This is a genomic window from Lysobacter sp. Root604 (assembly GCF_001427505.1).
Classification (GTDB): domain Bacteria; phylum Pseudomonadota; class Gammaproteobacteria; order Xanthomonadales; family Xanthomonadaceae; genus Lysobacter.
Map to the genome: position 1 here is coordinate 1,161,328 of NZ_LMGS01000001.1, position 26,799 is coordinate 1,188,126.

The window sequence follows — 26,799 nt, forward strand, 5'->3', positions numbered from 1 at the left end:
TCACCTGGTAGGCAGAAGGAGCCGATCGACTTTCGCGTCGTCTATGCGCGGTCGGTGCGATGGCGAAAAGAACAGCAGGTACAGCACCGTCAGCAGCGCCAGCTTGGCGACGACGGCGACGACGATGCGCCGACGCAGCAAGCGGCGGAATCCGGGCGGCATGCCCGCCTCATCGGCGGATTCGCCCGGCGCGCGCGCGGCGTTCACCGGATGCGAGCCCGGTTCTCCACCGCTTTCGCGCTGGCGACCCGCCAAGCGGCGTTCTCCGCCGCATTGTGGGATTGGCGGTCTTCGACCGGGTCTCTCGAGGTGACCTGCCCGTCCCCGTCCGCGTCGACTCGGATGTTCGGGGATTGCGCGATCGCCCGCGGGTCGACGGCCCGTTCATCCAGTACGCATTTGCGCAAACGCTCGCTGCCCATGGTCGCGTCCGTAAGAAGGCCCTCGCCATTACCTCAGCCGCCGCCCATCGCCGTCTTGATCCAGATCAATCGATGCGCTTGCGTGGTCACAACCGCGCACGGACTGGCGGATCGGTACGCGTTTGACGCAGATCAGTGCCCGGCCTCGCCGACGGGGGTGCAATGGATACCGCGGCCGCACCCGGCCGGGGAGAGCAATTATGTACAAGGATCTGATGATCCCGATGACGGGCGCCGGCGCGGATGAGGACGCTCTGGCCCTGGCGATAGCGCTGGCGAAGTCGCATGGCGCACATTTGACGGTTCTGGAGATGGTCGACCTGCCGATGCCGCTGACGCATCCATGGGGATTGATGCCGGACGCGACGATGTACGAAGCCCATGCGATCCTGCGCGAGCGCGGGGCGAAGAACCTGGCGCGACTCCAAGCCCGGCTCGCGGTCGAGTCCGTCTCGTCCGAAGCCCGGCTGATCGAAGCCTTGTACTCGGAAGCGTCCAGATCCGCGGCCAGGCACGCCTACGACGCCGATCTGACGATCGTTGCCGGCGCGGTCGGCGACAACGCGGATTCCGTCGTGCCGCACGCCTATTTCGTCGACCTGCTGCTCGAGTCCGGACGGCCGGTACTGGTGGTTCCTCCGCGTTCGGCACCCGCACCCATGCGGCGCTTCGCGATCGCTTGGCAACCCACCCGCCAGACCAGCCGCGCCGTACACGATGCCCTGCCCTTGCTGGAGCAGGCCGAACGCGTGGATGTGCTGACGATCGACGAGGACGGCACGCCGGACCCTCAGCAGTCCGGCGAGCGCATCGTGCGGCATCTCATCCGCCATGGCATCGATGCCCACCGCATCGTGCGCCCCTGTCTGGATCAGAGTGTGGCCACTTCGATTTTGCGGTACGCGCACGAGGCCGGCTCGCAGGCCCTGATCGCGGGCGGCTACGGGCATTCCCGCCTGCGCGAGTGGGTGCTGGGCGGCACGACCCGGGAATTGCTGATAGGCGCCGACCTTCCCGTCTTCTTCGGACACTGACATGGCGCGCCATATCGTGTATCCGATGGACCATCCTATGATGGGAGATCCGACGCGGCTGCGCGGGCACGCCCGTTGCGCGCTGGCCCGCGCCTCGGCCAGCATCGAGTCCCTGCGCCATCAGGCCATTTCGGGCGAAGGGCCGATGCTGCGGCAGCAGCGTGCGCTCATGCATGAGGTCGTGCGCGAGCTCGATCTGCGCTTCGGCGATCTCCAGGCGCGTTACGTCGAACTGGGGTCTGAAGCCTGCACCGACCCCGGAGCGGCGTGGCAACGGTTCTTCGATCGCTACGACCGTTTTCTCGAGGCATTGCGGCTGCGCCGTTGCGAGATCGCCACGACGCAAGCGCACTGCGGTGTCGATGACGGCGCGGCCATGATCCATTTGGGCGCATCCGCCGGACCTCTAAGCAACGTCGGATGAGCGATGGCGCACGGTGCGTGCGCCTGCGGGGTCGATCAGGCCTCGCTGCGGACCGGGGCGTACGGCGCTGCCGGGTCTAGCAGGCTGTCCACCCAGGGTTGGACGGCGTTGCGGATCATGCGTCGTGCCGCATCCACGCTCAGCGTCCGCTCGTCGCCAGACGATATCGGCACGCCCACCTTCGGTTCCAGCGCATCGCTCGCTCCATTGGCCAGACGAGCGAGTTCGGGCTGTCTGCCGATGCGGGTCAGGCAGGCATGGCGATGGTTGTGCGGCACCGCGTCGGCCATCGATCCCGACAGCGCCCGATGCTTCCACAGCGCGGATAAACCGTAGTCGCCCTCGTCGCGCCCACCTCCACGTTCGTCCGCCAGGATCAACGAGCCCTGCAGGCAGCCCATGGCCAGGCTCTGCGCTATGCCCCCCGCCACCGCGGGCGAGCGGCTCGAGCCGTAGACCACACCCAGGGCATCGAGCGCGTCGCCCAACCCGACCATACCCACGCCCAGACGCATGGGCAGCGCATCTTCCACGCCGAATTCCATCACCGCATCGTCCAGCATGCGTACCGCGACCGCCGCGGCCGCGCTGAAACGCGTGTGATCGAAGCGCGCCGAGTCGGTATGCGGATCGGATACGAAGACGCCCGCATTCACCACGGCGACGGGATCGAGCAACAGCGGTACCGGCTCATCGGTTCCCGCGTTGCGCAGAAGGCGGGGGTCCGGGAGTATCTGCCATTTCCCGAACGCGAACGCGTAGCGGCTGCGCCAGTACGCCCGCTCCTCGCCCTTCGACTCGGTCAGAGCGCCAGCGATGCGCTGCCAGGTCGCATCGATGGTACGGTCGCGAAGCTGGCCGCCGCTGCGCCAGCGGAAGCGGGCATCCCATAGGTCGACGGCGCTCGGGTCGCTGAATCGCGTTGTACGGCTCACGGTATTTCCTAGCGGCAGCCACCGCGCTGTATTCACGCCACTGTGCCGGCCGCCAGGGGACCGGCATTGACGCGGATCAACCCGACGCCAGCGCCCATCGCGGGGAACGCCTGTTACAAACCGTTACCGACGGTTACCGCTTTCGAATCATCCGCCGCTTCCACAGGCCTAGGCTCAGTCTCAACTCGTCGCCGGAGCGCCGCCATGTTGCTCGATCACGTCTCCCCTAGCGGGCTCGTTCCCGCCCCGTCCGAGCATCTGTTCACGCCGACCCGTACCGATGAAACCTGCAGCCTCGAGCAGTTGTTGCAGGCCTGGCCGCTCCAGCGTCGCTGCGTTCACGCCAAGCAACACGTGTTCCGCGCCGGTCAGGCGCGGCATGCTCTGTACCTGATTCACTCGGGAATCTTCAAGACCGCGGTGATCAGCGAGGACGGGCGCGAGAAGATCACCGGCTTCCGCATGCGCGGCGACCTGCTCGGCCTGGATTCGCTGGACATGCCGACTCACGCTTGCGATGCGACGGCCTTGGACACGGGCGAGATCTGGGAGCTTCCGTACGCGCAGCTGCGCGACCGGATGCCGCAGTTCCAGGAGCGCATCACCGCGCTGCTGGCGGGCGAAATACGCCGCGACTGGAACTGGATGCTGGTACTGGGCACGCTAGGAGCCGACCAGCGCGTGATCACCTTCCTGTTCGATCTGGCCTCGCGCCTGGAACGCCAGGGCTTCAGCCCCAATCATCTGCAACTGCGGATGACGCGGGCCGAATTGGGCAATTTCCTTTCTCTGACGCTGGAAACCGTTACCCGCGTGCTCTCGCGCCTGCAAGCGCGCGGACTGATCGCCGTGGCTGGTCGCGAAATACACATGCTGGACCGCAAGGGATTGCGGAGCATCCTGAGTGAAAGCGTCGCCTATCATTGAACCGCCGCGACGCTTATCCCGGCCGGTACAAGGCACGCGTAACCGCGGCCGTCAGGTCCTCGCGCCGGTAGGGCTTGCGCAGCAACTCGAAAGTCTCCGCCGCCTCGTCCTGGCCGGCCTCGGCAAAGGTCTCATAGCCGGACGTCAGCAGCACCGGAATAGCTGGCGACATGCGTCGCACAACCGTCGCCAGCTCCTTGCCGTTCATGCCCTCGCCCAACATCACGTCACTGAAGAGCAAGGCGATCGGCCCGCTATCGGCCAATCGCAGCAAGGCCTCCTCGGCCGATCCCACCGCGATCACCTGGTACCCCGATGAGCGCAGGAAAGCGACCGTGATATTGCGCACGGCCGCATCGTCCTCGACCACCAGCACGGTTTCGCCGCCCCCTTCCTGGCGCTTGCCGTCGACCTGGGCGGGCGCGGGCGCGCGGGTCTGCGAGGCAGGCAGGAACAGCTCCACCTGTGTGCCATAGCCCAGCGTGCTGTCGATACGCAGATGGCCACCGCTTTGTTTGGCGAAACCGTAGACCATGCTCAGGCCCAGACCACTGCCCCGCCCGGCTTCCTTCGTCGTGAAAAACGGTTCCATCGCCCGGGCCAGCGTCTCGGGCGCCATGCCGCGGCCGGTATCGGCCACGCCGATGCGAACGTAGGGACCGGCCATGAGATCGCCCGCGCGCGTCGGATCGCCCGCCCGATGCGAACGTGCCTCGATGGTGATTTCGCCTCCATTGGGCATCGCGTCGCGGGCGTTGAGCGCCAGGTTGAGTAGCGCCGCATCCAACTGGGTGGGGTCGACATAGGCCGGCGGCAGTGCGTCGTCGCATAGCACCTGCAGGCGAATGCTATCGCCGAGCGTTCGCTTCAGCATCGATTCGACGTCGCGCAGCAACGCCGGCGTATCGACCGGTCGCGGCAGCAGGCGCTGTCGGCGCGCGAACGCCAGCAGCTTACCGGTCAACTCGGCGCCGCGGCTCACCGAGCGCAAGGCGCTGGCGATGAGCTCGCCGGCCTCTGGCTTGTCCTCGCACTCCATTTCCAGCAGCTGCAGACTGCCGGACATGACGGTAAGCAAATTGTTGAAGTCATGTGCGATACCGCCCGTCAACTGGCCGATCGCATCCAGCCGCTGGGAATGGGCCAGTTGCTCCTCGGTCCGGCGCCGCTGCACGAACGCCGCGATCAGGTCGGCCACCGACTGCAGCAGGTGCAAGGCGTCGTGATCGAAGTGCCGCGCCTTCGCCGACACGACCAAGAGCGCCCCCATGGGCCTGCCGCGATCCGACAACGGCAGCAGCACGCCGCTTCCCGACCGCGGCGCGCTCACCGGGAATCCCTCGGCCGGGCTGGAATCGCACGCCAAGTCGTCGACGACCAGGGTGTCGCCCGTCTCTATGCGGGCCAATAGCGCCGCTTCGTCCAGCCCGGCGGGCGATTGCGAACCGGCGATCGAGAAGTCCAGGCCGACCGAGGCGCGGGTCTCCACGTTCTGCCGATCGCTGGACACGAACACGATGGCGACGACAGGCGCATCCAAAGCCGCGGCCAGCAAGCCTGGCACGTGGTCGACCACGCCCGATTCGTCCTGCGCCTCGAGCGCGAGTTGGCCGATCCGCGCAGCCAAGGCGTCGTAGCGTGCGCGAACCAGGGCCTGGCGCGCTCGCTGCGATTCGGAAATGTCGCGCACCGAGGCCAGATAGCGCGGCCCCTGATCGCCCTCGATCGGGCTCAGGGCGATCTCGACCGGAAACCGGCGCCCATCCAGGCGTTGACCGATCAGGCTTTGTCCGGACACCCCCATTGGACGCACGTGCGGTCGATCCATGTAGTGCGCGCGGTGACTGCGGTGCCGCTCGCGGGCCGATTCGGGAATGAGCTGTTCGATGGAGATCTGATTCAGCCCACCCGGCGGGTAGCCGAACAGGCGTTCGGCCTGGCCATTGGCCTGCACGATCCGCCCGCTGCGATCCACCACCACCAGCGCGTCCGGCACCGCCTCGAACAGTCCGGGAAACGTGCTATCGCCGTTCATGCGCCACGCACCTCCGCCGCGAACAGATAACCGGCACCCCTGACCGACTTGATCAGCTTCGGCTCGCCGGGGTCGCGCTCTATCTTGCGCCGCAGCCTGCCGATGCCCACGTCGATGGTCCGATCGAACGGACCGGCCTGGCGGCCGTGCACGCTGGTCATCAATTGATCGCGGCTGAGGACCTCGCGCGGATGCTCCAGCAGGGCCTTGAGGAGTTCGAACTCGCCGGTGGTCAGAGGCACTTCCTCGCCGGTGGCATCCACCAGACGGCGCGCCAGCAGGTCGAGCTTGAAGCCCTCGAAGGCCAGACCGCTGGTCGCGGGCGCCGACAGGGAGGCCACGGCCCGGCGCATCACCGAGCGCGTTCGTGCCAGCAGTTCGCGCAAGTCGAAGGGTTTGGTCACATAGTCGTCGGCGCCCAGTTCCAGCCCGACGACGCGTTCCACCGCCTCGCCTCGCCCGCTGACGACGATGATCGGCCCGCGCCACTGCGTCTGCAGGTGGCGTAGCAAGGAGAGGCCGTCCTCGTCGGGCAAGCCCAGATCCAACAGGACCAGATCGATGACTTGCGAGCGGATCAACGCGCGCGCTTGCGCGGCGCTCGCGGCGGCGACCACTTTGTAGCCGTTCGCGCCGAAATAACGCGACAGCAACGCGACGATGTCGGCGTCGTCGTCGATCACCAGCAGGCTTGGAGCTGGCCGCGTCGAAGACCTCGCGTCGGTGGCTTCGGGTGGCATAGAGATCGCAACTTTCGCGGAGACCGATGCCGGGAGCATGGTCCGATCCCGGCCCGCTCGCAAGCGCCGGGGGCGCCTGCCCGCGAGGCGCGATCGACTTGATCTGGATCAAGGCGCGCGTGCGCGCCCGGCTTAGAGTCTAGGGCCGTTCTCCATCCAGGATCCCGTCATGAAGGGCAGCATGAGAGCGGCAGTGGCGCAGCGTTCGGGCGAGCCGCTGGTCATCGAGCGCCGGCCGATTCCCGCTCCGGGGCCTGGTGAGGTGCTGGTCAAGATACACGCCAGCGGCATCTGCCACACCGATCTGCACGCGATGGACGGGGACTGGCCGATCAAGCCCGCGCTGCCGTTCATTCCCGGCCACGAGGGTACCGGCGTGGTCGCCGAGCTCGGCTTCGGCGTGAGTCAGCTGCAAGTCGGCGACGCGGTCGGTATCGCCTGGCTGCACGACGCTTGCGGCCACTGCGAGTACTGCATCACCGGCTGGGAGACCCTGTGCGAGCGACAGCACAACAGCGGCTACGGCGTCGACGGAACCTTCGCCGAATACACGATCGCCAATGCGGCCTACGTCGTCCGGCTGCCGCACGATTGCGATTTCTTCGCGCTCGCGCCGATCCTTTGCGCGGGCGTCACCAGCTACAAGGGCATCCGCGAAACCGAGGTGCGGGCCGGCGAATGGATCGCTATCTCCGGCATCGGCGGACTGGGCCATCTGGCGATCCAGTACGCCCATGCAATGGGTTTGCGCGTGGCGGCCATCGACGTGAGCGACGCCAAACTGGAGCTGGCGCGTTCGCTGGGCGCGGAGATCGTGGTCAACGCCAACGACGGCCGCGCGCTGGAGGACATACGCCTGGGCACCGGCGGTGGCGCGCACGGGGTTTTGGTCACCGCGGTGTCGCCGGCCGCGTTCGCTCAGGCCCTGGGCATGGTTCGGCGCAAGGGCACGGTCTGCCTGGTGGGTCTGCCTCCCGGGGATTTTCCGACGCCCATCTTCGATGTGGTCCTCAAGCGCATCACCCTGCGCGGCTCCATCGTCGGTAATCGCCAGGATCTGAGCGAAGCGATGGCGATGGCCGCCAACGGCAAAGTCCGGGCGATGACCGAGCCTTACTCCCTGGACCAGATCAATGCGGCGCTGGACCGGCTACGCAGGGGCGAGGTGGAAGGCCGCGCCGTGCTCGACATGACCTTGCTGGCGTGAGCGCTGGCGTGGACTTGGCTTGATCCGGGTCAATACCCCCGATCCGCTTCCTGCCAGGCTCACGACATGGCCCTTGCGAGCACCCGCCATGTACAAAGACTTTCTCCTTCCCCTGCTGATGGGCGACCTGGCTTCGCCGGTGCTGAAAGCGACCTGCGCGATCGCCAAGGCCTGGCAGGGCCGGGTCATCGCCCTGGTCGGCGTCAGCCAGATCGCGCCCGTCGCGCAAGCCTGGGACTATTACCCCGCTGGCGTCTACGAAAGCATGCGCGATTACGCACTGGCCACCACGCAACGCATGGCCGAAGCCGCCGACCTATGCCTGCGCGATGAAGGCGTGCCCTACGATATCCGCCTGTCCGAGGATTACTGGTCCACCCCCGCAGAAATCGCGACCGCGCATGCCCGCTACGCCGACCTTACCGTGCTGGGCATGGGCGACTCCGAGACGGAGACGCGCCATCGCGTGTTCGCCGCGGTCGCAGCGGGTGCGGGGCGCCCCGTGCTGAGCGTACAGGCCTCCACGCCCGCCACCGTCGGGTTCGGCCACGCGGTGGTGGCATGGAAGGCGTCGAAGGAGTCCGCGCGTGCTTTGAGCGACGCCCTGCCCTGGCTGGGTCGCATGGCCACGGTGGATTTGCTTACCGTCGAGGAAGCTTCTTCCAAGGCGAACCCCTTGGACGCGCTGCTGTCGAATCATCTGGACCGGCATGGCGTGCGGACCCGGTGGGTTCGTCGTTCGGCCGCGCACGCCAGCGCGGGCGCCGAAATCGTCCATCACGCCGCCGAAAGCCGCGCGGACCTGATCGTCGCGGGTGCGTACAGCCATTCGAGACTGGTCGAGCAGGTCCTGGGCGGTACGACCCGGCATCTTCTGAGCAATGCGCCCTGTCCGGTGTTGTTCGCGCACTGAGCCCGATCGCAGCCGAACGTCGCGGCACGCGATACGAACTCAATCGGACGGCGTGCCGTCGGCGGCCTACGCCGCGTCGCCCAGCGTCGTGGAGCGGGCCGATGCGGCCGAGCCTTTCCATCGCCACAGCAACACGATCAGCAGGACATCGACCACGACCGCGAAGATACTGGCTTCGGGGCCGAAACTGCCGCCGGTGACCCACTGCGGCCGGTCCAGCAGTTGCGGATGGAACCAGCCCGCGTGCGCGAAGCCGCTGACGTCGAAGCCCAACAGATAACCCTGCGCCCAGTTCCAACCCAGGTGGATGCCGACGGGCATGGCCAGGCTGCGCGTGCGCAGATACGCCAGGCCCAGCAGGACCGCGCCCAGGAACAGTTCGATCGTCGCCCAGACCATCGTGCTGCCCTGCATGTCCGGGTTGCCCCAGTGGCTGCTCGCGAACAGCAGGCCCAAGGCCAATTGCGCGACCCACACGCCGGCGCCGGCGATCAGTCGCTGGAATACGAAGCCTCGGAACAGGGTTTCCTCGAACAAGGCCACGAACAAGAAGATGTAGAGGCCATAGGCCAGCAGGCCGAAGCTGCGCGCCGGGTCCAGTTCCAGCCGCACGCCGCCGACCGCCCAGATCATCGCGACCGCAAGCACGGCCGTCGTCAAGCCAAGCAAGGAACCCACGCCCAGCTCCCTGGCCCAGCGCGCATTCAACACGAAACCGATGCTGGACAGCGGCTCCTTGCGCAGACGCACGCAGATCCAGGTGACCAGCAGCAGGAAGACGAAGCGCAGCGGTTCCAGGGCCTCCTGCGACGCGCCCCAGCCCTGCAGCGCCCGGCTCACCGGGGTGTAGACGAAACGGCTGGCGAACATCAGCGCGGCGAAGATCAGGATCCACCAGCCGTTGCGCACGCGTCCGTTCGAGTCGAGAAATAGGCGTTTCAAGGTGACCTCGGGGCGATGTCGGGTGACGACAGGCATGTGCTCGTCGGTTGCCGACGGTCAGGATCGTGTCGGCGAATATATCTTCACGTGAAGATACTCGATGTAAACACTATCCCGCTGAGCCCGCAACTGACGGCGGTCATGGCGCAGGCAAGGGTGCCGTGCCTGCGCTCCAAGGCAGTCGCGTCCGCATTAGCCCGCGGAAGTCTGCATAAAGGCGTCGGCGCCTGGCTGCGGGGCGGGCCGGGAACGGACGCGCCGCGGTCGATACGACCGGTTCGGCGCGCGGTTAGGGCCTCAACGGCGCAGGGCCGCCTCGCACAGGCGCGCGATCACCCCGCTGCCCTGCTCCGCTTCCAGCGCGTCGGCGGGCGAGAACTCGGTCAGGGTAAGTCCGACCAGATCCGACGCCTCGGCGATGCGACGCACCAGGGCGACCGCGTCGTCCACGCGCAGATCGCCATCGGTATAGGCCAGGTAGGGAAACTCGCTGGGTTCGAGCACGTCGAGGTCGAAGTGGATGTGCACAGGCCCGTTGGGAAGCTGCGTAGGGTCCAGGGTCTGCAGGTCCAGTTCGCGCCGCAGCGCCCAGTCGCCCTCGTCTCCGACGTGGATCCCGAAGTAACGCAAGCGTCCCGGATCGAGCGGCGCGCCCATTAGCGACCGCATCGGCGCGGGCGCGCGGCCAAGGACGGCCGCGACCGGCATGCCATGGAAGCTGCCGCTGGGCGAGGTTTCGGGCGTGTTCGCATCGAGGTGGGCATCGATCCAGATCACGGTGAGCTGCGGATGGATGCGATGCAGATAATCGATCACCGCGATATCGACGGCGCAGTCGCCACCGGCGGTCAGCACGCGTTTGGCGCCCGAGCGCGCGAGGATGTTCTGGGCGTTGCGGAACTGCTCGAGGATCGCATTCCAGCGCCGCACGCCGTGGGCGTCGCCCTCGGCGGCGCTTACCGGCACCCGCTCCAGGGGCGCGAAGCGCGCGCAGACCGCGGCGGCGGCCGCGGCACCGCGCGCCAGGTTGCGATGGCGTCCGGAGCCCTGCCATTGCGGGTACGCCAGAACCAGGTCGAACGCGTTGGAATTCGGTGGCATCGGTTCATTCCCTCCAAGACGCCGCGCGCGGTGCCGGCCGGATCGCTTCGCCGCGCGCTCCCCCATCAGCCTACTTGCAGGCGTCGTACACCCTATCGTTCAAGGCCCGGCGCGCGTCGTAGCCTACGTCGTCGTTATCCTGACGCAGGATGGCCTCGCGTCGGGCCTTGGCCGCCGCGCAGGCGTCGGTTGCGGCCGGCGACGGTGCGTAGGCGGCGCTGGCCCGCGAACCGTCGGTGCCGGCCAGGCGCGACAAGTACCGCGAATCCGCCTCGCCTTGTTTACGCCGATAGTGGCGCCGCCACAATTCGTCGTTGCTGGGCGGCGGCGCCGGCGTCGCGTCCCAGGACTTCACCGCCTTCTGCGCGGGCGCGCAGGGCTCGCTTTGATAGCTGACCGCTCCGCCCTTGCCGACGCACTTGTGCACGCTTTGGCCCTGGACCGTGCCAGCGAACGCCAGCAACAGGCATGCGAGTCCGATTCGCATACATCACCCCCCGGTTGATAAGCGCAGGCTAGCAGACCTGAGCCGCGGCGCCCTAGCCCCTGCAACGCACGGTCACGAACCGGCGCCTGAACGCTGCGCCGCTCGCTGCGGGACTGGCTGGCCGATCGCTCTGGCGCGACGCGATACTGTGGGCCGATGCCCTATTCGGAATCCCTATGCGTAGCCTTCTGCTGACGGCCCTGTTGCTGCCGTGGTGCGCTTGCGCAGCCGAGGCCACGCCGGAACAGGCCGTGTCGACGTTGTGGCGCGCCTCGTCCAATGAAGCCGGAGGCAGCGCGGATCTGACCGCGCTGGAACGGCTGTTCCATGCCGATGCGGTGGTCTTCGGCGGCCGCTACAAGGACGGCGCGCCGGTGGTTCGGCGCTGGTCCGCCGCCGATTTCCTGAAAAACTTCCAGGGCGTGCGCAAGCAAGGCTTCCACGAATGCGAAGTCGCGCGCGTGGTCCACACCTACGATCGTTTCGCGGTGGCCTACAGCGTGGTCGAATCCCGGGCCGACAAGCGCGCGGCGCGTCCGGACTTCGTCGGCGTCAACAGCGTCCAGCTCTACAAGGTGGGCACGCAGTGGCAGGTGCTGTCCTTGTACTACCACGTCGAGAAGCAGGGGTTGCCGATTCCGACCGACGCTGGACGCTCGGGGCAGTGCATCGGTTAAGCGCCCGGACTGCCGGGGTCCCGCGCCTTGGCGGCCTCAGTCCGGCAACAAGCTCCACTGCGAACCCTGCAGTTGGAAGCGCACCCGTTTGGAGCCTGCGCCGGCACCGGGCGTATGCAGTTGCGCATCGCATTCGACCGCGCCGCTGTCGCGGTCCAGATCGCAGGACTCCAGCGCGGCGACTTCGAGGGCGAGCGCGAACCGACGATACTCGGCGGCGCGCCGGGCATCGGTTTCGCGCGCGCCCAGCGCCTGCAAATGTTCGCGCAGCAGCGCTTGCGCGCCGCCCAGGGTCGGTTGCGGGGCCTCGATATCGGACCGTTTGACCAGCCGCCAGTCCGCACCGTCCAGGTCGAAAGCGAAGACCTGATACGCATCGCGCATCGGCGCTTCGATCTTGACGATGCAGGCGGTCTGCGCGGGGGCTAGCGACTGACACCCTTGCACGAGCGAGAACTTCAGCGATTCCAGCAAGGCCCGGCCGAGCGGCGACGCCGCCGCCTGGGGCCCGGCCCGTTCCGCGCTCAAGGCCGCGTGCAAGGCGGCATTGGCCTGATCCAGGGTCGGCGCCGCATCCAGGGCCATGACCTGACCCGACGCGAGCGACAGGACGAATAAGGCATAACGGCGTGCGAGCGCGGTGAGCGGCATTCGGGAAGACTGCGTGGAGCGGACGAAGACCGCGGGCGGCATAGTCTAAAGGCACGGCGCTATCGACGAAGGAGCAGGACGCCACCGTCGCAGCGCCTCCGCTTCGGCTGTCAAGCCTCTTGAGTTCACCGTCGTCCGGCCTACTCGGGCCGCTATCGCCGCGGCGGCGCGGCGCTACCATGCAGGCGCAGTACGACCAGCAGATTCCAAACCGCCTACGACGAATGGAATGCCCCCATGCGAGCCACACGCCTGCTTCTGACAACCGTATCCCTTCTCCTGCTCACCGCCGCCGTCCCGGCCCAGCGCGGCCCGGAAATACGCGTCGACGATGTCGAACGCTTCTATGCGATCTACGATCGCGCCGGCGGCAAGCCGAGCGCGGAAGAACTGCAGCGCGACTATCTGGATCAGGGCAGCCCTGGCTTGCTGGAGTTCGCACGGATGCGCAGGATCACCGGCGAACGCATCGCCGGCATGATCGCCGAGCGCCCCGCGCTGTACACCAACGCCAAGCGCTGCGTGGACGTGCTGCCCGCGGTGGAGACCCGGCTGGGCACGGCGCTGGCCAAACTTAGCCAGTACTACCCGCCTACGCGTTTCCCACCGGTGACGTTGGCGATCGGGCGCGGCAAGCCGGTCGGCACCGCCAACGCCAGCGGGGTGATGATTGGGTTGGAGTCTCTGTGCGCGGTGGACGTCCTCAACCCCAATCTGGAGGACCGCTTCGTCTACGTGATCGCGCACGAGTACGCGCACGTGCTGCAACCGGCCGCGCAGGTGGAGGACTCCAACAGCACGGTGCTCAAGGCCTCGCTGATCGAAGGCGGCGCCGAATTCGTGGGCGAGCTGATCTCCGGTTCGGTCGGTTACAGCCATCTGCGCGCCGCGACGCGCGGAAAGGAACTGGCGCTGGAAACCGCGTTCCTCGCCGACCAGGACCAGAAAGCCGAAGGCTCGGCCTGGCTGTACAACGGCCTGGGCACGCCCGAGCGCCCGGGCGACCTGGGTTACTGGGTCGGCTATCGCATCGCCAAGGCCTACTACCGTCAGGCCAAGGACAAACGGGCCGCGGTGCGCGAGATCATCGAATTCGAAGACGCCAAGGCCTTCCTGGCCAAGAGCGGATGGAAGCCGGGTATGCAGTTGGATTGAGGCATCGCGGCGGGTCGGCGCCGACGACGCGCCGACCACCGCCGCCCGTCAGCCATCGACCGCGCGCTGCGCGTTCGCCTCCTTGGGGAAGCCCTTGACCAGCAGCCAGCACAGCAACGTCAGGTAGACCAAGGCCAAGGGGGCGATCAAGGGATAGATCACCGGCAGCCCGAACAAAGGGCGACCGACGGAGAACATCTGCGCCGTCGCCGCCGCGATGCCGACCACCGCAAGCGCGCGCGGCACCAGCCGCGCCCGGTAAAGAAACGCGAACAGCATCAGTACGCTCGCGCCGCCCATCAGCACGTCCATGAAGTGGATGCTGTTGCGCAACCCGGTCAGCAGGCTCTTGGCCGGCAGGAACAGTTCGCCCGCGTGCGGACCGGCGGCGGTGTAGGCCTCGCTGAGGCTGGCGAACGCGACCAGGGTGGAACATTCGATCAGGGAGATCGCCAGGGCGGCCGCCGCCAGCCCGAAATAGAAGGTGACGATCGCCGGGTGGCTGCGGCGGAAGTGCGCCGACACCAGTGCCGCGACCCATAGCTTCAGCAGGCTGGTGCATAGCCCGATCACCGCGATCAGGCCTATCCGATACGGATGCTGCGCGGCATTCACCAGCAGGCCCTCGCCGACGAACAGATCGGTCTGCAGTTTGAAGTTCGAATACATGCCTAAGGCGAAACTGAGCAGCATGCTCGCCCCGATCCAGCGACCCACGGTGGTGATGTTGTTCATCTCGTCCCTTCGTTCCCCGCCTCATCGGCGAGGCCCACTGTCGTCGTGCGTCGCCAGCGCGTTCAAGCGCGACAACGACAGGCGACGACAAGGACTGGATGAATGCCGGCCGGGCGCGACCGACGGCGCGGACCGGCCGCTCAGCGACGGAAGAACGAGGCCTGCAGGAAGCGCATCCCGGCCAGGATCTGGGCGACGCGTTCGCCCGACAGGCTGCCGATGCGTTCGCCCAGTCGCGTCTTGTAGACCGTCGATACCTGCGAGACCACCACCACGCTGCGCTTGCTCAACCCGCCCTCGTCCGGGTCCAGCAGCAGGTTGCCGGGCTCGCTGGCACGGTTCAAGTTGGAACTCAGCGCGCACACCACCACCGTGCCGATGCGCGAATGATTGAATACATCGTCCTGCACGATCACGTGCGGATGCGGCGCGCCCGGGATCGAGCCTTTCGTGGGATCGGGTGGCAGCCAGAACACTTCGCCTTGATTGACGACGCGGGCATGCCCCCCACCTTGGGCTTCTGGCTCTCGATCCATGGCTTGCGATACCGGTGCTGAGGTGCGGTGAGGGCGTGCTGGCGCTGCCGATGCGGGAGCGCGCGGAAGAGAATACTAGGCCTGCCGCCGAAGCGCGGCTGACGCGGATCCGGCGACTGCCGCGGTCGCGGGTCCGCCCGACCGCACTCCCGGATCGGATCGCGCCGTCCGACTGGGGGGCGAACCGGGACTCGGCTTCGCCCCTGCAAGCTAGGTACTCATCGCGCCCTACCCGGCCGCCGTTCCGAGGCCGCGACCCGGCGGGCCCGCCCGCAAGCCCAAAGGCATCGCCCGCCACCAACTTCCGCTAGGCTTTCGGCAAATCCCGGAATACGCACGATGCGCGCGATCGACGCTACTTACGGCTCCAACGAGGATGGACTGATCTGGGGCTATCGGTTCGCACCCGGCCAGGCCGCGCAGGCCATCGGCACCGAGGCGGTCGCGGCGTTCCTGGCCGCGCAAAGCATGGCCCCCACCGGCGAGTTCCTGTGGCTGCATTTCTCGCTCTCCAATCAGGGCGCCGAGCGCTATCTGCGGCGCGTGCTGGACCTGCCCGAGGCCTTCTTCGAGTCGCTGGGCAGCCAGGTCGGTTCGACCCGCTTGGAGCAGGACGACGATACCCTGATCGCGGTGATCCACGACGTGCTGTTCGAATCCAGCTTCGACGCCTCCGAGGTTGGCACCACCAGCCTGTGCATCAATCCGCGCCTGATCGTCAGCGCGCGCCTGCGCCCCTTGCGGTCGGTCGACCGGCTGCGCGCGGCGGTACGTGCGGGGCAGCCGTTCCGTTCGCCGGTGGAGCTGCTCGCGCATCTGTTGCGCGACCAAGCCAACGTGCTCAGCGATATCCTGCGCAAGTCGACCGTGCGCGTGGACGGCATCGAAGACCGCCTGCTGGCCAATCGCATCGCCAGCGACCGCACCGAGCTGGGCAGCTTGCGGCGCTCGTTGGTGCGCCTGCAGCGGCTGATGGCGCCGGAGCCGACCGCGCTGTTCCGGCTGTTGAACCGCCCGCCGGCCTGGGTCGATCGCGACGACGTGCAGGACCTGCAGCAGGCGGCCGAAGAGTTCGCCACCGCGATCGGTGACTCGGCCGCGCTGGTCGAGCGCGTCAAGCTGATCCAGGAAGAACTGGCGGCGCTGGTCAACGAGCAGACCGGTCGCAGTCTGTTCGTGCTGACCGTGGTGACGGTGCTGGCGCTGCCGGTCAACCTGATCGCGGGCCTGTTCGGCATGAACGTGGGCGGCGTGCCGCTGTCGGAGCACGGTCACGGCTTCGCCATCGTGGTCACCGCCCTGGTGGTGCTGACCGCGGTGCTGGCCTACCTGGCGTTCGGCCGCAAGCGGGATTGAGCGCAGCCCGCGCTCAGCGGATCGGAAAGTCGTAGGCGGTATCGGGCGTAGGCTCGGGCTTGTAGGTGTAGTGCCACCACTCCAGCGGATAGTTGACGAAGCCTTCGCGCGCCATCGCGGCCAGCAGGCGCTGGCGGTGTTCGCGCTGGGCGGGGCTGGCACCGGGCCAATCGGTATGCGCTGAGACGTCGAAGTAATCGAAGGGCGTGCCCATGTCCAAGGGCGTGCAGGTGGCCGGATCGCTCGCCGACCCGCAACGCATCAGGGTGAGGTCCAAGGTGGCGCCGCGGCTGTGGCCGGAGGTCGGCGAGATGTAGTCGCCGAGCAAGGCGCTCTTGTCCAGTCTGGGGTAATAGGCGGCCTTGGTGGATTGGTCGTGCAGGTCGCCCGCCCAGGCCACGAAGTCGCCGACCGCGCGGGCCGGGCGATAGCAATCGAAGAGCTTCAGACGCAGGCCTTCGGTGCGCAGCCTGCGCTCGACCCGTTGCAGGGCCTGCGCGACCGGGCGTAGCAGGTAGCAGCGCGCCGCAACGTAGCCTTCGACCGGACGGCCGACGAAGTTGTCGGCGGAGGCGTAGCGGATTTCCAGGGCCAGATCCGGCACCGATGCGCGCACGTCGACCATGCCGGCCGCATCGGCGTCGGTAGCGGGCGACAGGCGCGGCGCGACCGCGGCGCTCGGCGCTGGTGGCGATGCTGGTGGCGAGGTCGAGACGCAGCCGGACAGGAGCAGCATCAACGGCAGGAAGATGGCGATGCGCATGGGCGCCAACATACAGGACCCGGCCCGCGACCGCGGCGGGCGGTCGTGGGCGCGGGTCGGAGCGGACTCAATACACCGCGAAATCTGCGCGGCAGCCGTTGTCGACCCAGATCGTGTTGCGCTCGACGCCCCAGTTCTGGCCGTACTGGCAATAGGTCTTGCTGAGCTGGCGCTGCACCTCGACGTGGCCGCGGCCGTAGAACGGGCAGCGCACGTAGTTGTTGTCGTTGGACTCGCAACGCACGGTGTTGCTGGGCTGGTAGTAGTTGCCGCCGTTGTAGCGATCGTCGTCGTAGCGGTCGCGATCGCGGTCCTTCTTGTTCTTGTTGGCCAGGATCGCGGCGCCGATCAGGCCCACCACCACCGCGCCGGCGACGGCGTTGGAATTGTCGTGACCGGAGGACTGATAGTCGCCGACGTTGAACTCGGCGCGGCAACCGTTGGTCACCCATACCCGGTTGCGGTCGTAGCCCCAGGTATCGTTCTGCCAGCAGCCCGAAGAGCTGAGCTGGCGCGACAGGGTGACGCCGCCGCGGGTATCGACCGGGCAACTCTTGTACTGGCCGTTGCCGGATTCGCAACGCACGGTTTGGCCCGCGTAGGCGCTCTGGCCCAACGAGGGCACGACCAGGGCGAGGACGAGGATGCTGCTGACGATTCGTTTCATGGTCGTCTCCTTCACTTCGCGGCCCGGCGGGCCTGGGCCAGGGCTTCGAGTTCGGCGCCGGCGAGGTAGCCGTCGCGATCGGTATCGAAGCTGTCGAAGACCGGCCGCAGCGCGTCGCCGTAGGCGTCCATGGTGATCTCGTGCTGCGGGTTTTCCGCGCGTGCGGTAGGCACCAGGTGCGCTGGGATCTCGGCGCCGCGCAGCACGCCGTCGCGGTCCGCGTCGGCTTGGGCGAATCGGCGGATCATGGCATTGCGGTATTCCTCGAACGAGAGCTTGCCGTCGCCGTCGCGGTCCATGCGCTTGAGCAGGCCCTCCGGGGTGACGGCCACAGGTTCGTTCTTGGTCTTCGCCAGCGCCAATGGACTAAGGCACAGCAGCACGACGGCCACCAACGATATGCATCGTTTCATGCGGTTCTCCTGAGGATGGGAAGCGGACGAAGCGCCGTCGGCCGGGAGGGGCCGAACGGTGGACGACGGAACGACGATGTGTGGGCGGCTTTCCTTCTCCTCGTGAACGAACGGCGTCCTGGCGGTTCGGTGGCGATGGGTTCAGCGCTTGCGGGACATCGATGGGTCGGGCGGGCATCCGCAGCGCACTGGCGGGTCGGCCCCAGGTGCACCTGCGCTCATCAAGAACGCGCGCGGCTCCAGATTCAGGCCATACGGCGCACCGACGGAGCCCCCAGCCGTGGCTAGCCCGGCGCGACGGTCCGGCGATACTGGCGTACGGAACATGGCTCACCCCATGCCGCTGCGACCCCGCACTAATAGTGCATCAATCGTTAGCAAAACATGTATTCGCGGCCGGCGCCGACGAGCGGCCGCCGGGCACTCCGTCTGAGGTGTGCGCACGGTCACGTCACGACCGGCCGTCGTGCCACTCCGGCTATTTGCAGGCTTCGAAAACCGCGTCGTTGAGCGCGCTGACCAGCGCGTAGTCGCGTTCCATGCCGACGGCGGCGAGCTTTCGTTCGCGGCGTTCGCGCGCGACATCGCAGTCGCGGCCATCGCCGAGCCGGATCGCATAGGCGCGCGCGCCGCCGGGGCGGTCGGTGCCGGCCAGGCGCGAGAGATAGCGCGAATCGGCTTGGCCGCGCTGCTCGGCCTGCTGACGGCGGGCCAATTCGGCCGTGTCGGGCGGCGGCTGCGGTGTGGCCTCCCAGACCCGGGCGGTGGCGGCGGCGCAGGGTTCGGACTGATAACTAACCGCACCGGAGCGCGCGACGCATTTGTAGAGGCTGGCGGCGTCGGCGACGGTAGGCAGCAGCAACAGCAGCGTGCAGATGGGATGGAGGGGCATGGCGATCGTCCTTGACCGATGCGGCGGGGCCGCGTTGTGGGGTGCGGTCAGATTGATCGTGGCGGGAGATCGTCGCCAGCGGTGGAGCGCGCGGATCGGGGTCGGATAAAGGAGGATCGGGACGTAGGAAAGCCCTTATCCGGATTTGCGGAGGCCGGCATTGCAGCCGCGCGTTCTCAAGGCACCGGTACCGCGTAGCGCTTCGAGGCCTGTGGGAGTTCGTGGCGCGCTGGTCGGGTCATCAGCGCTAGGCATGCGCACGCAGTACCCGATCCCCCTGCCCCCTTTAGCAAAGGACCAGGTCGAGCGGCCCCCGGCTGGAGGTCGGCGATCGCACCAGAGCCGGGGCGTGCTGATTAAGTACGTTCTGGCGAGCCTGTGCAGCGATGGGCGGCTAGCGCGCGAGGCGCAGGAGCAACGAAGAGCTCGAGCGGCGGGCCTCGATGAGCGAGGTCCCGCAATGGCGCGGGCGCCCTAGCCTGGGTCAGGGCTTGGTCGCGGGCGCCGCTGGCAGGCGCGAGGCGTGGCTGGCCACCATCACCCAGCCCTGCGGCCCGCGCACGTAGGTGTCGGTGAACTGGAAATCGGCGGCGAAGGCTTTGCCTTCGGAGACGCCCTTGACGCTGGTGATGCCCAGCGCGATCGCGGTGTCGTTGCCGTAGTAACGCAGGCGGGTGCCGTGGTTGCGGAACACCTCGTAGGTGGTCACGCCTTTGGCTAGTTCGGCGACCTCATCGTCGCGCGTGGTGATCTTGCCGTTGGACGCGGTCAGGGTGAAGTCCGGGGCCAGGTGCTTGCCGATCCAGGCGGCGTCCTCGGCTTCATAGGCCGCGCAGATGTCGCGCTCCAACTGCAGGATGGCGCGTTCGTCGGCGCTGCGATCGGCGGCGATGGCGGCGGGCGCGCACAGCGCCAGGGCGATGGACAGGGGCAGCAGCGAGTACAGGCGCATTGCGGGTTCCTTGCGGGATCGATGGCGAGGGACGCGAGCAGCGCCCGTCGCGCAGCATGCCCGCGTGCGCTCGCGCAGGCTGCGCGGATCTTGCGGATTCGCGTGGTTGCGCGAAGCGCTGCGCGCTCAGCGGCCGATGCCGTGCGGCTCGATGACGCCCGTGGCGATGCCGGCCGCGACCAGCGCGATCAATGCCACCGACAAGACGATGCGACGGGTGAGCGCGTTGACGGTGCGCCGGCTCTGTCCGTGATCGACGAGCATGTAGTAGAGGCCGGCGCCCAGGTTCCACACGATCAGGCTCAGGAAGGCGACGATGAACAGCGTTTTCATACGGGTTCCATGCCGGCGCGGCCGGCGACGTAGCGGGCCCGCGTGACGCCGCGGGCGGCGGCGGGTTCAGGCGTCCGCGGAAGCGACGGCCTTGCGCCAGCGCGGCAATATGCGCAGGCGTAGGAACACGGCGGCGGTCATGATCAGCAGGAACAGGCCGTAGGCGACGGAGGTTGCGAGCACCTGTTTCCAGATCGCGCCGGCGTTGGGGTCGGCGTTGTGCATCGACCAATGCATGCCCCACCCGGCCAGCAGCGTGGCCAGCAGCAAGGCGCCGCTGTCGAAGACGGTGCGCGCGGCCAGGCGCGGCTGCTTCGGGTAGGCCCAGTACAGCCAGGCCAGGATCGAGAACCAGGGCACGAACAGGATCAGCGCGAGGTTGAGTTCGACCTGCGGATTCATGGCGGCGGCGAGCATCGACGGCGACTCTGTGGGGTTGAGGCCATACTGCGCCGACCATATCAGTTTCGCCAGAATCAGAAATGAGATAAAAAACCGTATCAGTTGAGCCTGAGCGGCCGTCCCGCCGCGCTCTGGAGCCGCGCCTTGAAGCGTTACGAAGCCCTAGCCGACGACATCGCGGCCTCGATCCGCGACGGCCTGCTGCGTCCGGGCCAACGGCTGCCCTCGGTGCGTCAGGCCAGCGCGGCGCGCGGGATCAGTCCGGCGACGGTGTTCCAGGCCTATTACCTGCTGGAGGCGCGCGGCCTGGTGAGATCGCGCGCACGCTCGGGTTACTACGTGACCCGCCCGTCCGCGCTGCTGCCGCCGGAGCCGGACGCGGCCTCGCAGCCGGACGGCGAGTCGCGCGCGGTCGATGTGTCCGAACTGGTGTTCGAGGTGCTGGGATCGGCGATGGCGCACACGGTGGTGCCGCTGGGGTCGGCGTTCCCCAGCCCCTTGCTGTACCCGCTGCAGAAGTTGGGTCGGGCGATGGCTTCGGCGGCGGTGCATCTGGACCCTTGGAGCACGGTCGACGATCTGACCCCGGGCAATGCGGCGCTGCGGCGCCAGATCGCGCTGCGCTACCGGATCGACGGCCTGCAGATCGGCGCCGACGAGATCGTGGTCACCAACGGCGCGCTGGAAGCCTTGAATCTTTGCGTGGCCGCGGTGACCCGCCCGGGCGATGCCGTACTGGTGGAGTCGCCCTGCTTCTACGCCGCGCTGCAATCGCTGGAGCGCCACGGTCTGCACGCGATCGAGGTACCCACGCATCCGCGCGACGGCATCGACCTGGAGGCGCTGGCCGCGGCCATCGAACGCCATCGCCCGCGTGCGTGCTGGCTGATGACCAACTTCCAAAACCCCTTGGGCAGCGCCATGCCCGATGAGAAGAAGCGCGCCCTGGTCGAACTGCTGACCCACCATGGCGTGCCGCTGATCGAGGACGACGTCTATGGCGAGCTCTACTTCGGCGAGCGCCGACCGACGCCGGCCAAGGCCTACGATCGCGAGGGGCTGGTGATGCATTGCGGTTCTTTTTCCAAGAGCCTGGCGCCGGGCTATCGGATCGGCTGGGTCGCGCCCGGGCGTTATGCGCGCGAGGTCGCGCGGCGCAAGCTCACCGCGACCTTGAGCACCTGCGTGCCGGCGCAGCTTGCGATCGCGCACTATCTGGAGAAAGGCGGCTACGACCGTCACCTGCGGCGGCTGCGCGCGACGCTGTCGGCGCAGCAGGCGCAGTATCTGGCGGCGGTGGCGCGGCATTTTCCGCCAGGCACGCGCGTGACCCGTCCGGCCGGCGGCTACTTCCTCTGGATCGAACTGCCGGAGGGCGGCGACGCGCTGCGCGTCTATCAACGCGCCTCGGCCCTGGACATCAGCATCGCGCCGGGGCCGATGTTCTCGGTGCGGCGCGGCTTCGGCCACTGCCTGCGCCTCAACTGCGGGCACCCGCTGGATGCGCGCGTGGATGCGGCGCTGGCGACCTTGGGTCGGTTGGCGGGCGGCGGCGGATAGGAGCATCCAACACTGCGCGTATCCGAGCGGATCTTGCATCGAGGCGGCGCCGGCGAGGCGCGCGCGGTCGACGGTCCGTCACGCGCTGGATCGCTGCCTTGGCGCCGAGCGGGGTCGGTCGCGCATCCGATCGCCGGCCGACGCGTATCGCCGCTCCTTCGCGAGAGCGGCGATACGCGGACGGAAGTCGCCTTCGCGGTTCCGCCTCGTTGTTAGCTGGCGTCTTGCTCAGGCCGTAAGGATCAGGCGTCGGCGACCTGCACCACCAGCTTGCCGAAGTTGCGCCCCTCGAGCAGGCCCGCGAACGCCGCCGGTGCCCGCTCCAGTCCATCGACCCGATCCTCGCGCAGTTTGACCAGTCCGTCGGCGAACCATTGGTCCATGTCGCGACGGAAGGCCTGGTAGCGGTCGGCGTAGTGGTCGAGGATCACGAAGCCCTGCATGCGGATGCGCTTTTGCACCAGCATCGTGGTCAGCTGGGGCAGACGGTTCGGGCCCGGCGGCGGGGACTCCTCGTTGTAGTGCGCGATCACGCCGCACACCGGTACGCGCGCGCCGATATTGAGCAGCGGCAGCACCGCATCGAACACTTCGCCGCCGACGTTTTCGAAGTAGACGTCGATGCCGTCCGGGCACGCCGCGGCCAGGCGCTGAGCCAGGTCCGACTCGCGGCGGTCCAGGCAGACATCGAAACCCAGTTCCTCCACTGCGTAGCGGCACTTGTCGGCGCCGCCGGCGATGCCGACCACGCGCGCGCCTTTGAGCTTGGCGATCTGGCCGACCATGGCGCCGACCGCGCCGGTCGCGGCGGCCACGACCACGGTCTCGCCGGGCTTGGGCTGACCGATATCGAGCAGGCCGACGTAGGCGGTAAAGGCCGGCATGCCCAAGCCGCCCAGCGCCAAGGACGGCTGATGCATGTCGCCCAGCGCGACCAGATCGCTGCCGTCCGACAGGGCGTAGTCCTGCCAACCGGCGTTGCCCAGGACCAGGTCGCCGGCGCGGAACTGCGGGTGTCGCGATGCGACCACGCGATTGACGGTGCCGCCGACCATAGGCTGGCCCAGCGCCACCGACGGTGCATAGGTCGGCCCGATTTCGTTCATGAGCTGGCGCATGTAGGGATCCAGCGAGAGGTAGAGGGTACGCAGCAGCAGTTGCCCCTCCTCCGGCGTCGGCACCTCGGTCTGGTCCAGGCGGAAGTCCTGCGGGGTCGGCACGCCGCGCGGACGCGCGGCCAGGACGATGCGGCGGTTGACGGTGGCGCTGGACGACATGGGTTTACTCCGTGGTGTGGGGTGAGTGGGGCGCGAGTGGGCCTGCGATCGGGCTGGCAACGGCGCAGGGCCGGCAGCGGGCGCAACTAGACCGGTCGTCTAGAACGCGGATACAAAAAGGGCGGGAATGCATGCGCAACTCCCGCCTCAGACGTACAGGTTAAGGCCGAGCAGTTGGCGGGTGCCGATCAGGGCCGTGTCCAAGGGCGCGCGGTCGCGGGTGATCTTCGCCAGCAGGCTGGCGCCCAACCAGTTCTGATAGAGCGCGGCCGCGGCGGCCTGCGGATCCGCTGGCGCCGACGCCAACGACCCGTCCAACCTGCCCGCTTCGATGCACGCGGCCAGCCGCGCGATGATCCGGCGGGTACCCTGCGCGAGCGCGGTGCGCATGCTCTCGGACAGGTCGCAGACCTCGGCGCCGAGCTTGACCACCAGACAGCGGCTTTGCGCCTGCTCGCCGGTCTGCGAGTCCAACCAATCGTGGAAGTAGGCCAGCAAGCGTTGCGCGGCCGGGCCCGGGGCGCTCAGCAGGGCGTCGGTACGCGCCAGGTACTCGTTGAAGTAGTTCTCAAGCAGAGCTTCGCCGAAGGCTTCCTTGGAACCGAAGTAGTGATAGAACGAGCCCTTCGGCACGCGAGCAGCGGCCAGCACTTCGGCCAGCCCCACCGCGGTGAAGCCCTTGCTGAGCAGCAAGGGATGGGCGACGTCGAGGATGTGCTGGCGGACGTCGGCGACGGCGGCGGCGGGATTCATAGGCCGGGACTTTAAACTCAATTAGACCGGTCGTCTAGCGCCTGAAATCGCGGGGCTAGACGCCGTATGGCGGTGCGTCATGCAGATCCCTGCCCCGCCCGCCCTGACCCGCGCCGCTCGCCCCGCGTCCGCGCAAGCCCGCAAATTCATCCTCCGCGCGCCGACCGAAACATCGAACTCTGCGCCCGGCCGTGCGGCGCTCAACGCAAGCCGCGGAGCCGCGCCAGGATGCGGCGCTCGAAACGCTCCAGGCGACCGCGCTCGACCCGCTCGGCGCGATACAGCGACAGCAGCTCCAGCCGGCAACGCGGCGCGCAGGTGCCGAGCAAGGCGTGCGCGAGCACGCGTCTAACCGGCCGACGCAGCCACAGCCAGTCGACCCACCAGGGCGAGCCCAGCGTGGTGATCGCGATCGTGCGCCGCAAGCCGTGCAAGGCGGGCTTGATCGCGCTCAGATCGGATGCGTGGTGATACGCGTGGCCCGGCGCCCAGACCCGATCGAACCAGCCCTTGAGCATGGCCGGAAAACCGAACCACCAAGTCGGAAACACCAGTACCAAGGCCTCCGCCGCGCTCAATCGCGCCAACTGCGCGCGCACCGCGGTGTCGTCGTAAGCGCCGGCCTCGTAGTAGGAACCGCGTTCGCGCGCGCTCAGCGCCGGCTGAAAACCTTCCGCGTATAAGGACTCGGTTTCGACCTCATGACCATCGGCGGTCAAGGCGTCGATCACCAAACGCGACAACGAGACGCACAAACTGTCGTGCAGCGGGTGCGCGACTACGACCAGACATTTCACGACTGCGTTCCTTGCCTTGCGCGATTCGTATGGTGTCCAGACTAACCAAGCCTGAGCGATATTCCGATCCGCCCATGGTCGTAGATGCGACGCCATTGTTGTGCATATCGTATGTGTTTTAAGTGCTATCGCTGCCGGCGCAGATGTGAAAAGTGCGTCGAGAAGCTGAACGCTTTGTCAAAACCCTTCACACGACTAACGCGACGTTGCGCACGGTTAACACACCCGATCCTAGATTCGCCCGGCACAAGAAGGGGGGATTGCGGGTGTTCAAAGTGTCGTTGAGGGAGCACGCATTGATGAGCGTGCTGGTGGGGCTGCAGCGCGGCGTGCAGCCGGAAACCAGTCATCTGAAACATTGCCTGGTCGAAGAAGGCCTGGCCCTGAATCGCGAGGGCCGTCTGTGCCTGTCCGATGCCGGCAGCACCCTGCTGCAGGGCTTGCAGCACATGCTCTGGGCCGAGGTCGAAGCCCTGCAGCAAGTGCTGGCCAATCGCAGTGCGACCGTGGCGCAGGGCCAGCCGCGAGTGCTGGCGCCGGACTGAGCGGTCGGGATCCGCGGGTCGCCAACCCCGCGGCGAAGCGCGAGCGCGCCGACGGCCGCAGGCCGCCGGCGCATCGTCGATCATGCCGTGGCGCGATCCTTACGACCCAGCCACCAGGCCATCGCCGCACCGGCCAGCAACCAGCCGATCAACTGTTCGGCCAAAGCGGCGAGCGTGAAGTCGATCGGGAACAGGTACCAGTTCCAGTACGGCACGCTAAGCGCGAACCAGGCGAACAGCGCCATCGCGCCGGCGATCAACACGCGTCGGCCGAAGCTGCGCGCGGCCAGCGCCATCACCCAGGCCGCCAGCATCGCACCCAGCAGGCAGCTTACGAACTGTTTGCCCAGATTCGGGCCCATGCTGGAAATCGCCGGATTGCCAGCGGGCTGATAGATCACGAAGGCATAGGCTTTGCCCTGGTTCTCGGCGATGAAGCTCTGCCTCGCCGCTTCGTCGCTCCACTTCTCCGGCGCCATGCTCGGATACGTATACACGCCCTCGCCCGCCGCCGACTGGCTAAGCGCGCTCAGCACCGCATCCTGCTGAGCCGGCAGCTTCATGCCGGCTTCGCCGATCGGCAGCGCCATGTGCGCGACCGCGCCCCAGATGAACATCACGATCGCGCCGATCAGGCCCGTAATCGCTATCCGCATAGTCGTTCTCCCCGCAACGTAGGTGGGTTCCCCCGAACCCGCGATAGCGAGCTTGCGCTCAGTCGCGATGGCCGACAACTCCCACGCGGGTGTTGCGCCGCAACGTCGAACGGTGCGCATAGCGGCCGCGTCGCAACCCGCGCATGCGCTCAGAACGAGCGTGGCACCTGCGGTCAGAATTGCATCGGGAGTATCGCGGCTCACTCCGATAGCCAGGGCCAGGCACAAGAAATCCGCCGCTGTGTTGTCGTCGCTGGCGCTTGCGCGGCCGCGCCAGTCGACGGTGCCGTTGCAGGAACTGTCGATCGCGCTCGCGCTGTGGTCGTCGTTTCCGTGGCGGCGTGACGCCTGGCCGCGAAAACGAGATGGAGAATCATCGCTATGGCCAACAGGCGCGCATGCTTGTCTCCTTCGGCACCAGCGGATGCCAGGGGGCGGACGCGATGCGCCGCTACGGGCAATCGCGGTCTCCTGATCGACTTAGCCAAGCCGATCTGCCTTGGCAGATATCG

At 67.6% G+C, this 26,799-nt stretch carries 31 protein-coding genes; 10 read left to right on the forward strand and 21 right to left on the reverse strand.

All coding sequences use genetic code 11. The features are described 5' to 3' along the window. Positions 1–255, reverse strand: coding sequence for a cytochrome oxidase putative small subunit CydP (gene cydP, locus ASD69_RS05395; RefSeq protein WP_157499014.1), 255 nt, complete (start codon positions 253–255; stop codon positions 1–3). A 367-nt stretch (positions 256–622) separates the two neighbouring features. Here cydP and ASD69_RS05405 point away from each other — a divergent pair, with 367 nt between their 5' ends. Then, complete coding sequence (locus ASD69_RS05405; protein ID WP_056174751.1) at positions 623–1,456, forward strand: universal stress protein; 834 nt, start codon at positions 623–625, stop codon at positions 1,454–1,456. Between the two features lies 1 nt (position 1,457). Next, a complete protein-coding gene (locus ASD69_RS05410) occupies positions 1,458–1,880 on the forward strand; it encodes a hypothetical protein (RefSeq protein WP_056174752.1) in 423 nt (140 codons plus the stop codon). A gap of 35 nt (positions 1,881–1,915) precedes the next feature. Here the strand turns inward: ASD69_RS05410 and ASD69_RS05415 are convergent, their stop codons facing one another. Beyond that, on the reverse strand, positions 1,916–2,815 hold the full coding sequence (locus ASD69_RS05415; RefSeq protein WP_056174754.1) for a hypothetical protein: 900 nt from the start codon (positions 2,813–2,815) through the stop codon (positions 1,916–1,918). 204 nt (positions 2,816–3,019) lie between these two features. On the opposite strand from ASD69_RS05415, the gene ASD69_RS05420 reads away from it, so the two are divergent. Then, positions 3,020–3,742 carry a helix-turn-helix domain-containing protein gene (locus tag ASD69_RS05420; RefSeq protein ID WP_056174757.1) on the forward strand — a complete coding sequence of 241 codons (723 nt, stop codon included), beginning with the start codon at positions 3,020–3,022 and terminating at the stop codon, positions 3,740–3,742. A gap of 13 nt (positions 3,743–3,755) precedes the next feature. Here the strand turns inward: ASD69_RS05420 and ASD69_RS05425 are convergent, their stop codons facing one another. Then, on the reverse strand, positions 3,756–5,777 hold the full coding sequence (locus ASD69_RS05425; RefSeq protein ID WP_056174759.1) for a PAS domain S-box protein: 2,022 nt from the start codon (positions 5,775–5,777) through the stop codon (positions 3,756–3,758). After that, on the reverse strand, positions 5,774–6,556 hold the full coding sequence (locus tag ASD69_RS05430) for a response regulator (protein ID WP_235567144.1): 783 nt from the start codon (positions 6,554–6,556) through the stop codon (positions 5,774–5,776). Before ASD69_RS05430 ends, ASD69_RS05425 begins: the two co-directional genes overlap by 4 nt. A 130-nt stretch (positions 6,557–6,686) precedes the next feature. Between ASD69_RS05430 and adhP the strand changes: the two genes are divergently transcribed. Together adhP and ASD69_RS05440 are read left to right on the forward strand one after the other, a co-directional pair. Continuing rightward, positions 6,687–7,724, forward strand: a complete 1,038-nt coding sequence (gene adhP, locus ASD69_RS05435; RefSeq protein WP_056174764.1) for an alcohol dehydrogenase AdhP — start codon at positions 6,687–6,689, stop codon at positions 7,722–7,724. Positions 7,725–7,797: 73 nt separating this feature from the next. Continuing rightward, positions 7,798–8,637 (forward strand): universal stress protein, encoded by an 840-nt coding sequence (locus ASD69_RS05440; protein WP_157499018.1) that lies wholly within the window; start codon positions 7,798–7,800, stop codon positions 8,635–8,637. Positions 8,638–8,703: 66 nt separating this feature from the next. Here the strand turns inward: ASD69_RS05440 and ASD69_RS05445 are convergent, their stop codons facing one another. The 3 genes from ASD69_RS05445 to ASD69_RS05455 form a co-directional block, all read right to left on the reverse strand. Next, positions 8,704–9,615, reverse strand: a complete 912-nt coding sequence (locus tag ASD69_RS05445; protein ID WP_082576279.1) for a CPBP family intramembrane glutamic endopeptidase — start codon at positions 9,613–9,615, stop codon at positions 8,704–8,706. A gap of 261 nt (positions 9,616–9,876) precedes the next feature. Further along, positions 9,877–10,680, reverse strand: coding sequence for an arginase family protein (locus ASD69_RS05450; protein ID WP_056174770.1), 804 nt, complete (start codon positions 10,678–10,680; stop codon positions 9,877–9,879). 70 nt (positions 10,681–10,750) lie between these two features. Next, positions 10,751–11,167, reverse strand: coding sequence for a DUF4124 domain-containing protein (locus ASD69_RS05455; RefSeq protein WP_157499020.1), 417 nt, complete (start codon positions 11,165–11,167; stop codon positions 10,751–10,753). 176 nt (positions 11,168–11,343) lie between these two features. Here ASD69_RS05455 and ASD69_RS05460 point away from each other — a divergent pair, with 176 nt between their 5' ends. Continuing rightward, complete coding sequence (locus ASD69_RS05460) at positions 11,344–11,844, forward strand: hypothetical protein (protein ID WP_056174774.1); 501 nt, start codon at positions 11,344–11,346, stop codon at positions 11,842–11,844. 36 nt (positions 11,845–11,880) lie between these two features. Here ASD69_RS05460 and ASD69_RS05465 read toward each other — a convergent pair whose 3' ends face one another. Then, a complete protein-coding gene (locus ASD69_RS05465) occupies positions 11,881–12,537 on the reverse strand; it encodes a hypothetical protein (RefSeq protein ID WP_157499022.1) in 657 nt (218 codons plus the stop codon). Between the two features lie 195 nt (positions 12,538–12,732). Here ASD69_RS05465 and ASD69_RS05470 point away from each other — a divergent pair, with 195 nt between their 5' ends. Further along, positions 12,733–13,650, forward strand: coding sequence for a DUF2268 domain-containing putative Zn-dependent protease (locus tag ASD69_RS05470; RefSeq protein ID WP_056174777.1), 918 nt, complete (start codon positions 12,733–12,735; stop codon positions 13,648–13,650). Positions 13,651–13,698: 48 nt separating this feature from the next. On the opposite strand, the gene ASD69_RS05475 is transcribed toward ASD69_RS05470, so the two are convergent. Continuing rightward, positions 13,699–14,385 carry a DUF4386 family protein gene (locus ASD69_RS05475; protein ID WP_056174779.1) on the reverse strand — a complete coding sequence of 229 codons (687 nt, stop codon included), beginning with the start codon at positions 14,383–14,385 and terminating at the stop codon, positions 13,699–13,701. 140 nt (positions 14,386–14,525) lie between these two features. Beyond that, positions 14,526–14,921 carry a type II toxin-antitoxin system PemK/MazF family toxin gene (locus ASD69_RS05480; protein WP_056174781.1) on the reverse strand — a complete coding sequence of 132 codons (396 nt, stop codon included), beginning with the start codon at positions 14,919–14,921 and terminating at the stop codon, positions 14,526–14,528. Between the two features lie 339 nt (positions 14,922–15,260). Here ASD69_RS05480 and ASD69_RS05485 point away from each other — a divergent pair, with 339 nt between their 5' ends. Next, the gene (locus ASD69_RS05485; RefSeq protein ID WP_056174787.1) at positions 15,261–16,277 is read left to right on the forward strand and encodes a transporter; all 1,017 of its coding nucleotides are present in this window, start codon (positions 15,261–15,263) and stop codon (positions 16,275–16,277) included. A gap of 13 nt (positions 16,278–16,290) precedes the next feature. Here the strand turns inward: ASD69_RS05485 and ASD69_RS05490 are convergent, their stop codons facing one another. From ASD69_RS05490 to ASD69_RS05520, 7 genes are all read right to left on the reverse strand, one after another. Beyond that, positions 16,291–17,013, reverse strand: coding sequence for a M15 family metallopeptidase (locus ASD69_RS05490; protein ID WP_056176614.1), 723 nt, complete (start codon positions 17,011–17,013; stop codon positions 16,291–16,293). 94 nt (positions 17,014–17,107) lie between these two features. Beyond that, positions 17,108–17,707 (reverse strand): DUF3011 domain-containing protein, encoded by a 600-nt coding sequence (locus ASD69_RS05495; RefSeq protein WP_056174791.1) that lies wholly within the window; start codon positions 17,705–17,707, stop codon positions 17,108–17,110. A gap of 11 nt (positions 17,708–17,718) precedes the next feature. Continuing rightward, on the reverse strand, positions 17,719–18,120 hold the full coding sequence (locus ASD69_RS05500) for an EF-hand domain-containing protein (RefSeq protein WP_082576281.1): 402 nt from the start codon (positions 18,118–18,120) through the stop codon (positions 17,719–17,721). A 478-nt stretch (positions 18,121–18,598) separates the two neighbouring features. After that, positions 18,599–19,012: a DUF4124 domain-containing protein gene (locus tag ASD69_RS05505; protein WP_056174795.1), complete on the reverse strand. Its 414-nt coding sequence runs from the start codon at positions 19,010–19,012 to the stop codon at positions 18,599–18,601. 484 nt (positions 19,013–19,496) lie between these two features. Further along, positions 19,497–19,964, reverse strand: a complete 468-nt coding sequence (locus ASD69_RS05510) for a nuclear transport factor 2 family protein (RefSeq protein ID WP_056174797.1) — start codon at positions 19,962–19,964, stop codon at positions 19,497–19,499. Between the two features lie 126 nt (positions 19,965–20,090). Continuing rightward, positions 20,091–20,297, reverse strand: a complete 207-nt coding sequence (locus ASD69_RS05515; protein ID WP_056174799.1) for a twin transmembrane helix small protein — start codon at positions 20,295–20,297, stop codon at positions 20,091–20,093. A gap of 66 nt (positions 20,298–20,363) precedes the next feature. After that, entirely contained in the window at positions 20,364–20,714 is a 351-nt protein-coding gene (locus ASD69_RS05520; protein WP_235567145.1) for a hypothetical protein, read from the reverse strand. A gap of 129 nt (positions 20,715–20,843) precedes the next feature. On the opposite strand from ASD69_RS05520, the gene ASD69_RS05525 reads away from it, so the two are divergent. Beyond that, on the forward strand, positions 20,844–22,259 hold the full coding sequence (locus ASD69_RS05525) for a PLP-dependent aminotransferase family protein (RefSeq protein WP_056176620.1): 1,416 nt from the start codon (positions 20,844–20,846) through the stop codon (positions 22,257–22,259). A gap of 242 nt (positions 22,260–22,501) precedes the next feature. Here the strand turns inward: ASD69_RS05525 and ASD69_RS05530 are convergent, their stop codons facing one another. The 3 genes from ASD69_RS05530 to ASD69_RS05540 form a co-directional block, all read right to left on the reverse strand. After that, positions 22,502–23,536 carry an NADP-dependent oxidoreductase gene (locus tag ASD69_RS05530; protein ID WP_056174801.1) on the reverse strand — a complete coding sequence of 345 codons (1,035 nt, stop codon included), beginning with the start codon at positions 23,534–23,536 and terminating at the stop codon, positions 22,502–22,504. Between the two features lie 147 nt (positions 23,537–23,683). Further along, a complete protein-coding gene (locus ASD69_RS05535) occupies positions 23,684–24,289 on the reverse strand; it encodes a TetR/AcrR family transcriptional regulator (protein WP_056174803.1) in 606 nt (201 codons plus the stop codon). 200 nt (positions 24,290–24,489) lie between these two features. After that, positions 24,490–25,086, reverse strand: coding sequence for an NAD(P)H-dependent oxidoreductase (locus ASD69_RS05540; protein WP_056174805.1), 597 nt, complete (start codon positions 25,084–25,086; stop codon positions 24,490–24,492). Positions 25,087–25,385: 299 nt separating this feature from the next. On the opposite strand from ASD69_RS05540, the gene ASD69_RS05545 reads away from it, so the two are divergent. Continuing rightward, a complete protein-coding gene (locus tag ASD69_RS05545; RefSeq protein WP_057159364.1) occupies positions 25,386–25,631 on the forward strand; it encodes a hypothetical protein in 246 nt (81 codons plus the stop codon). A gap of 80 nt (positions 25,632–25,711) precedes the next feature. On the opposite strand, the gene ASD69_RS05550 is transcribed toward ASD69_RS05545, so the two are convergent. After that, on the reverse strand, positions 25,712–26,287 hold the full coding sequence (locus tag ASD69_RS05550) for a hypothetical protein (protein ID WP_056174810.1): 576 nt from the start codon (positions 26,285–26,287) through the stop codon (positions 25,712–25,714). Positions 26,288–26,799: the final 512 nt, after the last annotated feature.

Bases quoted from the DNA above. Each gene is read 5' to 3' on its own strand.
- ASD69_RS05465 (WP_157499022.1), bottom strand. From the start codon at position 12,537: ATGCCGCCCGCGGTCTTCGTCCGCTCCACGCAGTCTTCCCGAATGCCG.
- ASD69_RS05530 (WP_056174801.1), bottom strand. From the start codon at position 23,536: ATGTCGTCCAGCGCCACCGTCAACCGCCGCATCGTCCTGGCCGCGCGT.
- adhP (WP_056174764.1), top strand. From the start codon at position 6,687: ATGAAGGGCAGCATGAGAGCGGCAGTGGCGCAGCGTTCGGGCGAGCCG.
- ASD69_RS05425 (WP_056174759.1), bottom strand. From the start codon at position 5,777: ATGAACGGCGATAGCACGTTTCCCGGACTGTTCGAGGCGGTGCCGGAC.
- ASD69_RS05405 (WP_056174751.1), top strand. From the start codon at position 623: ATGTACAAGGATCTGATGATCCCGATGACGGGCGCCGGCGCGGATGAG.
- ASD69_RS05505 (WP_056174795.1), bottom strand. From the start codon at position 19,012: ATGCCCCTCCATCCCATCTGCACGCTGCTGTTGCTGCTGCCTACCGTC.
- ASD69_RS05490 (WP_056176614.1), bottom strand. From the start codon at position 17,013: ATGCTGCTCCTGTCCGGCTGCGTCTCGACCTCGCCACCAGCATCGCCA.
- ASD69_RS05445 (WP_082576279.1), bottom strand. From the start codon at position 9,615: ATGCCTGTCGTCACCCGACATCGCCCCGAGGTCACCTTGAAACGCCTA.
- ASD69_RS05430 (WP_235567144.1), bottom strand. From the start codon at position 6,556: ATGCTCCCGGCATCGGTCTCCGCGAAAGTTGCGATCTCTATGCCACCC.
- ASD69_RS05495 (WP_056174791.1), bottom strand. From the start codon at position 17,707: ATGAAACGAATCGTCAGCAGCATCCTCGTCCTCGCCCTGGTCGTGCCC.
- ASD69_RS05510 (WP_056174797.1), bottom strand. From the start codon at position 19,964: ATGCGCCTGTACTCGCTGCTGCCCCTGTCCATCGCCCTGGCGCTGTGC.
- ASD69_RS05480 (WP_056174781.1), bottom strand. From the start codon at position 14,921: ATGGATCGAGAGCCAGAAGCCCAAGGTGGGGGGCATGCCCGCGTCGTC.
- ASD69_RS05485 (WP_056174787.1), top strand. From the start codon at position 15,261: ATGCGCGCGATCGACGCTACTTACGGCTCCAACGAGGATGGACTGATC.
- ASD69_RS05420 (WP_056174757.1), top strand. From the start codon at position 3,020: ATGTTGCTCGATCACGTCTCCCCTAGCGGGCTCGTTCCCGCCCCGTCC.
- ASD69_RS05410 (WP_056174752.1), top strand. From the start codon at position 1,458: ATGGCGCGCCATATCGTGTATCCGATGGACCATCCTATGATGGGAGAT.
- ASD69_RS05520 (WP_235567145.1), bottom strand. From the start codon at position 20,714: ATGCTCGCCGCCGCCATGAATCCGCAGGTCGAACTCAACCTCGCGCTG.
- ASD69_RS05545 (WP_057159364.1), top strand. From the start codon at position 25,386: ATGAGCGTGCTGGTGGGGCTGCAGCGCGGCGTGCAGCCGGAAACCAGT.
- ASD69_RS05500 (WP_082576281.1), bottom strand. From the start codon at position 18,120: ATGAAACGATGCATATCGTTGGTGGCCGTCGTGCTGCTGTGCCTTAGT.
- ASD69_RS05470 (WP_056174777.1), top strand. From the start codon at position 12,733: ATGCGAGCCACACGCCTGCTTCTGACAACCGTATCCCTTCTCCTGCTC.
- ASD69_RS05475 (WP_056174779.1), bottom strand. From the start codon at position 14,385: ATGAACAACATCACCACCGTGGGTCGCTGGATCGGGGCGAGCATGCTG.
- ASD69_RS05460 (WP_056174774.1), top strand. From the start codon at position 11,344: ATGCGTAGCCTTCTGCTGACGGCCCTGTTGCTGCCGTGGTGCGCTTGC.
- ASD69_RS05550 (WP_056174810.1), bottom strand. From the start codon at position 26,287: ATGCGGATAGCGATTACGGGCCTGATCGGCGCGATCGTGATGTTCATC.
- ASD69_RS05450 (WP_056174770.1), bottom strand. From the start codon at position 10,680: ATGCCACCGAATTCCAACGCGTTCGACCTGGTTCTGGCGTACCCGCAA.
- ASD69_RS05535 (WP_056174803.1), bottom strand. From the start codon at position 24,289: ATGAATCCCGCCGCCGCCGTCGCCGACGTCCGCCAGCACATCCTCGAC.
- ASD69_RS05455 (WP_157499020.1), bottom strand. From the start codon at position 11,167: ATGCGAATCGGACTCGCATGCCTGTTGCTGGCGTTCGCTGGCACGGTC.
- ASD69_RS05515 (WP_056174799.1), bottom strand. From the start codon at position 20,297: ATGAAAACGCTGTTCATCGTCGCCTTCCTGAGCCTGATCGTGTGGAAC.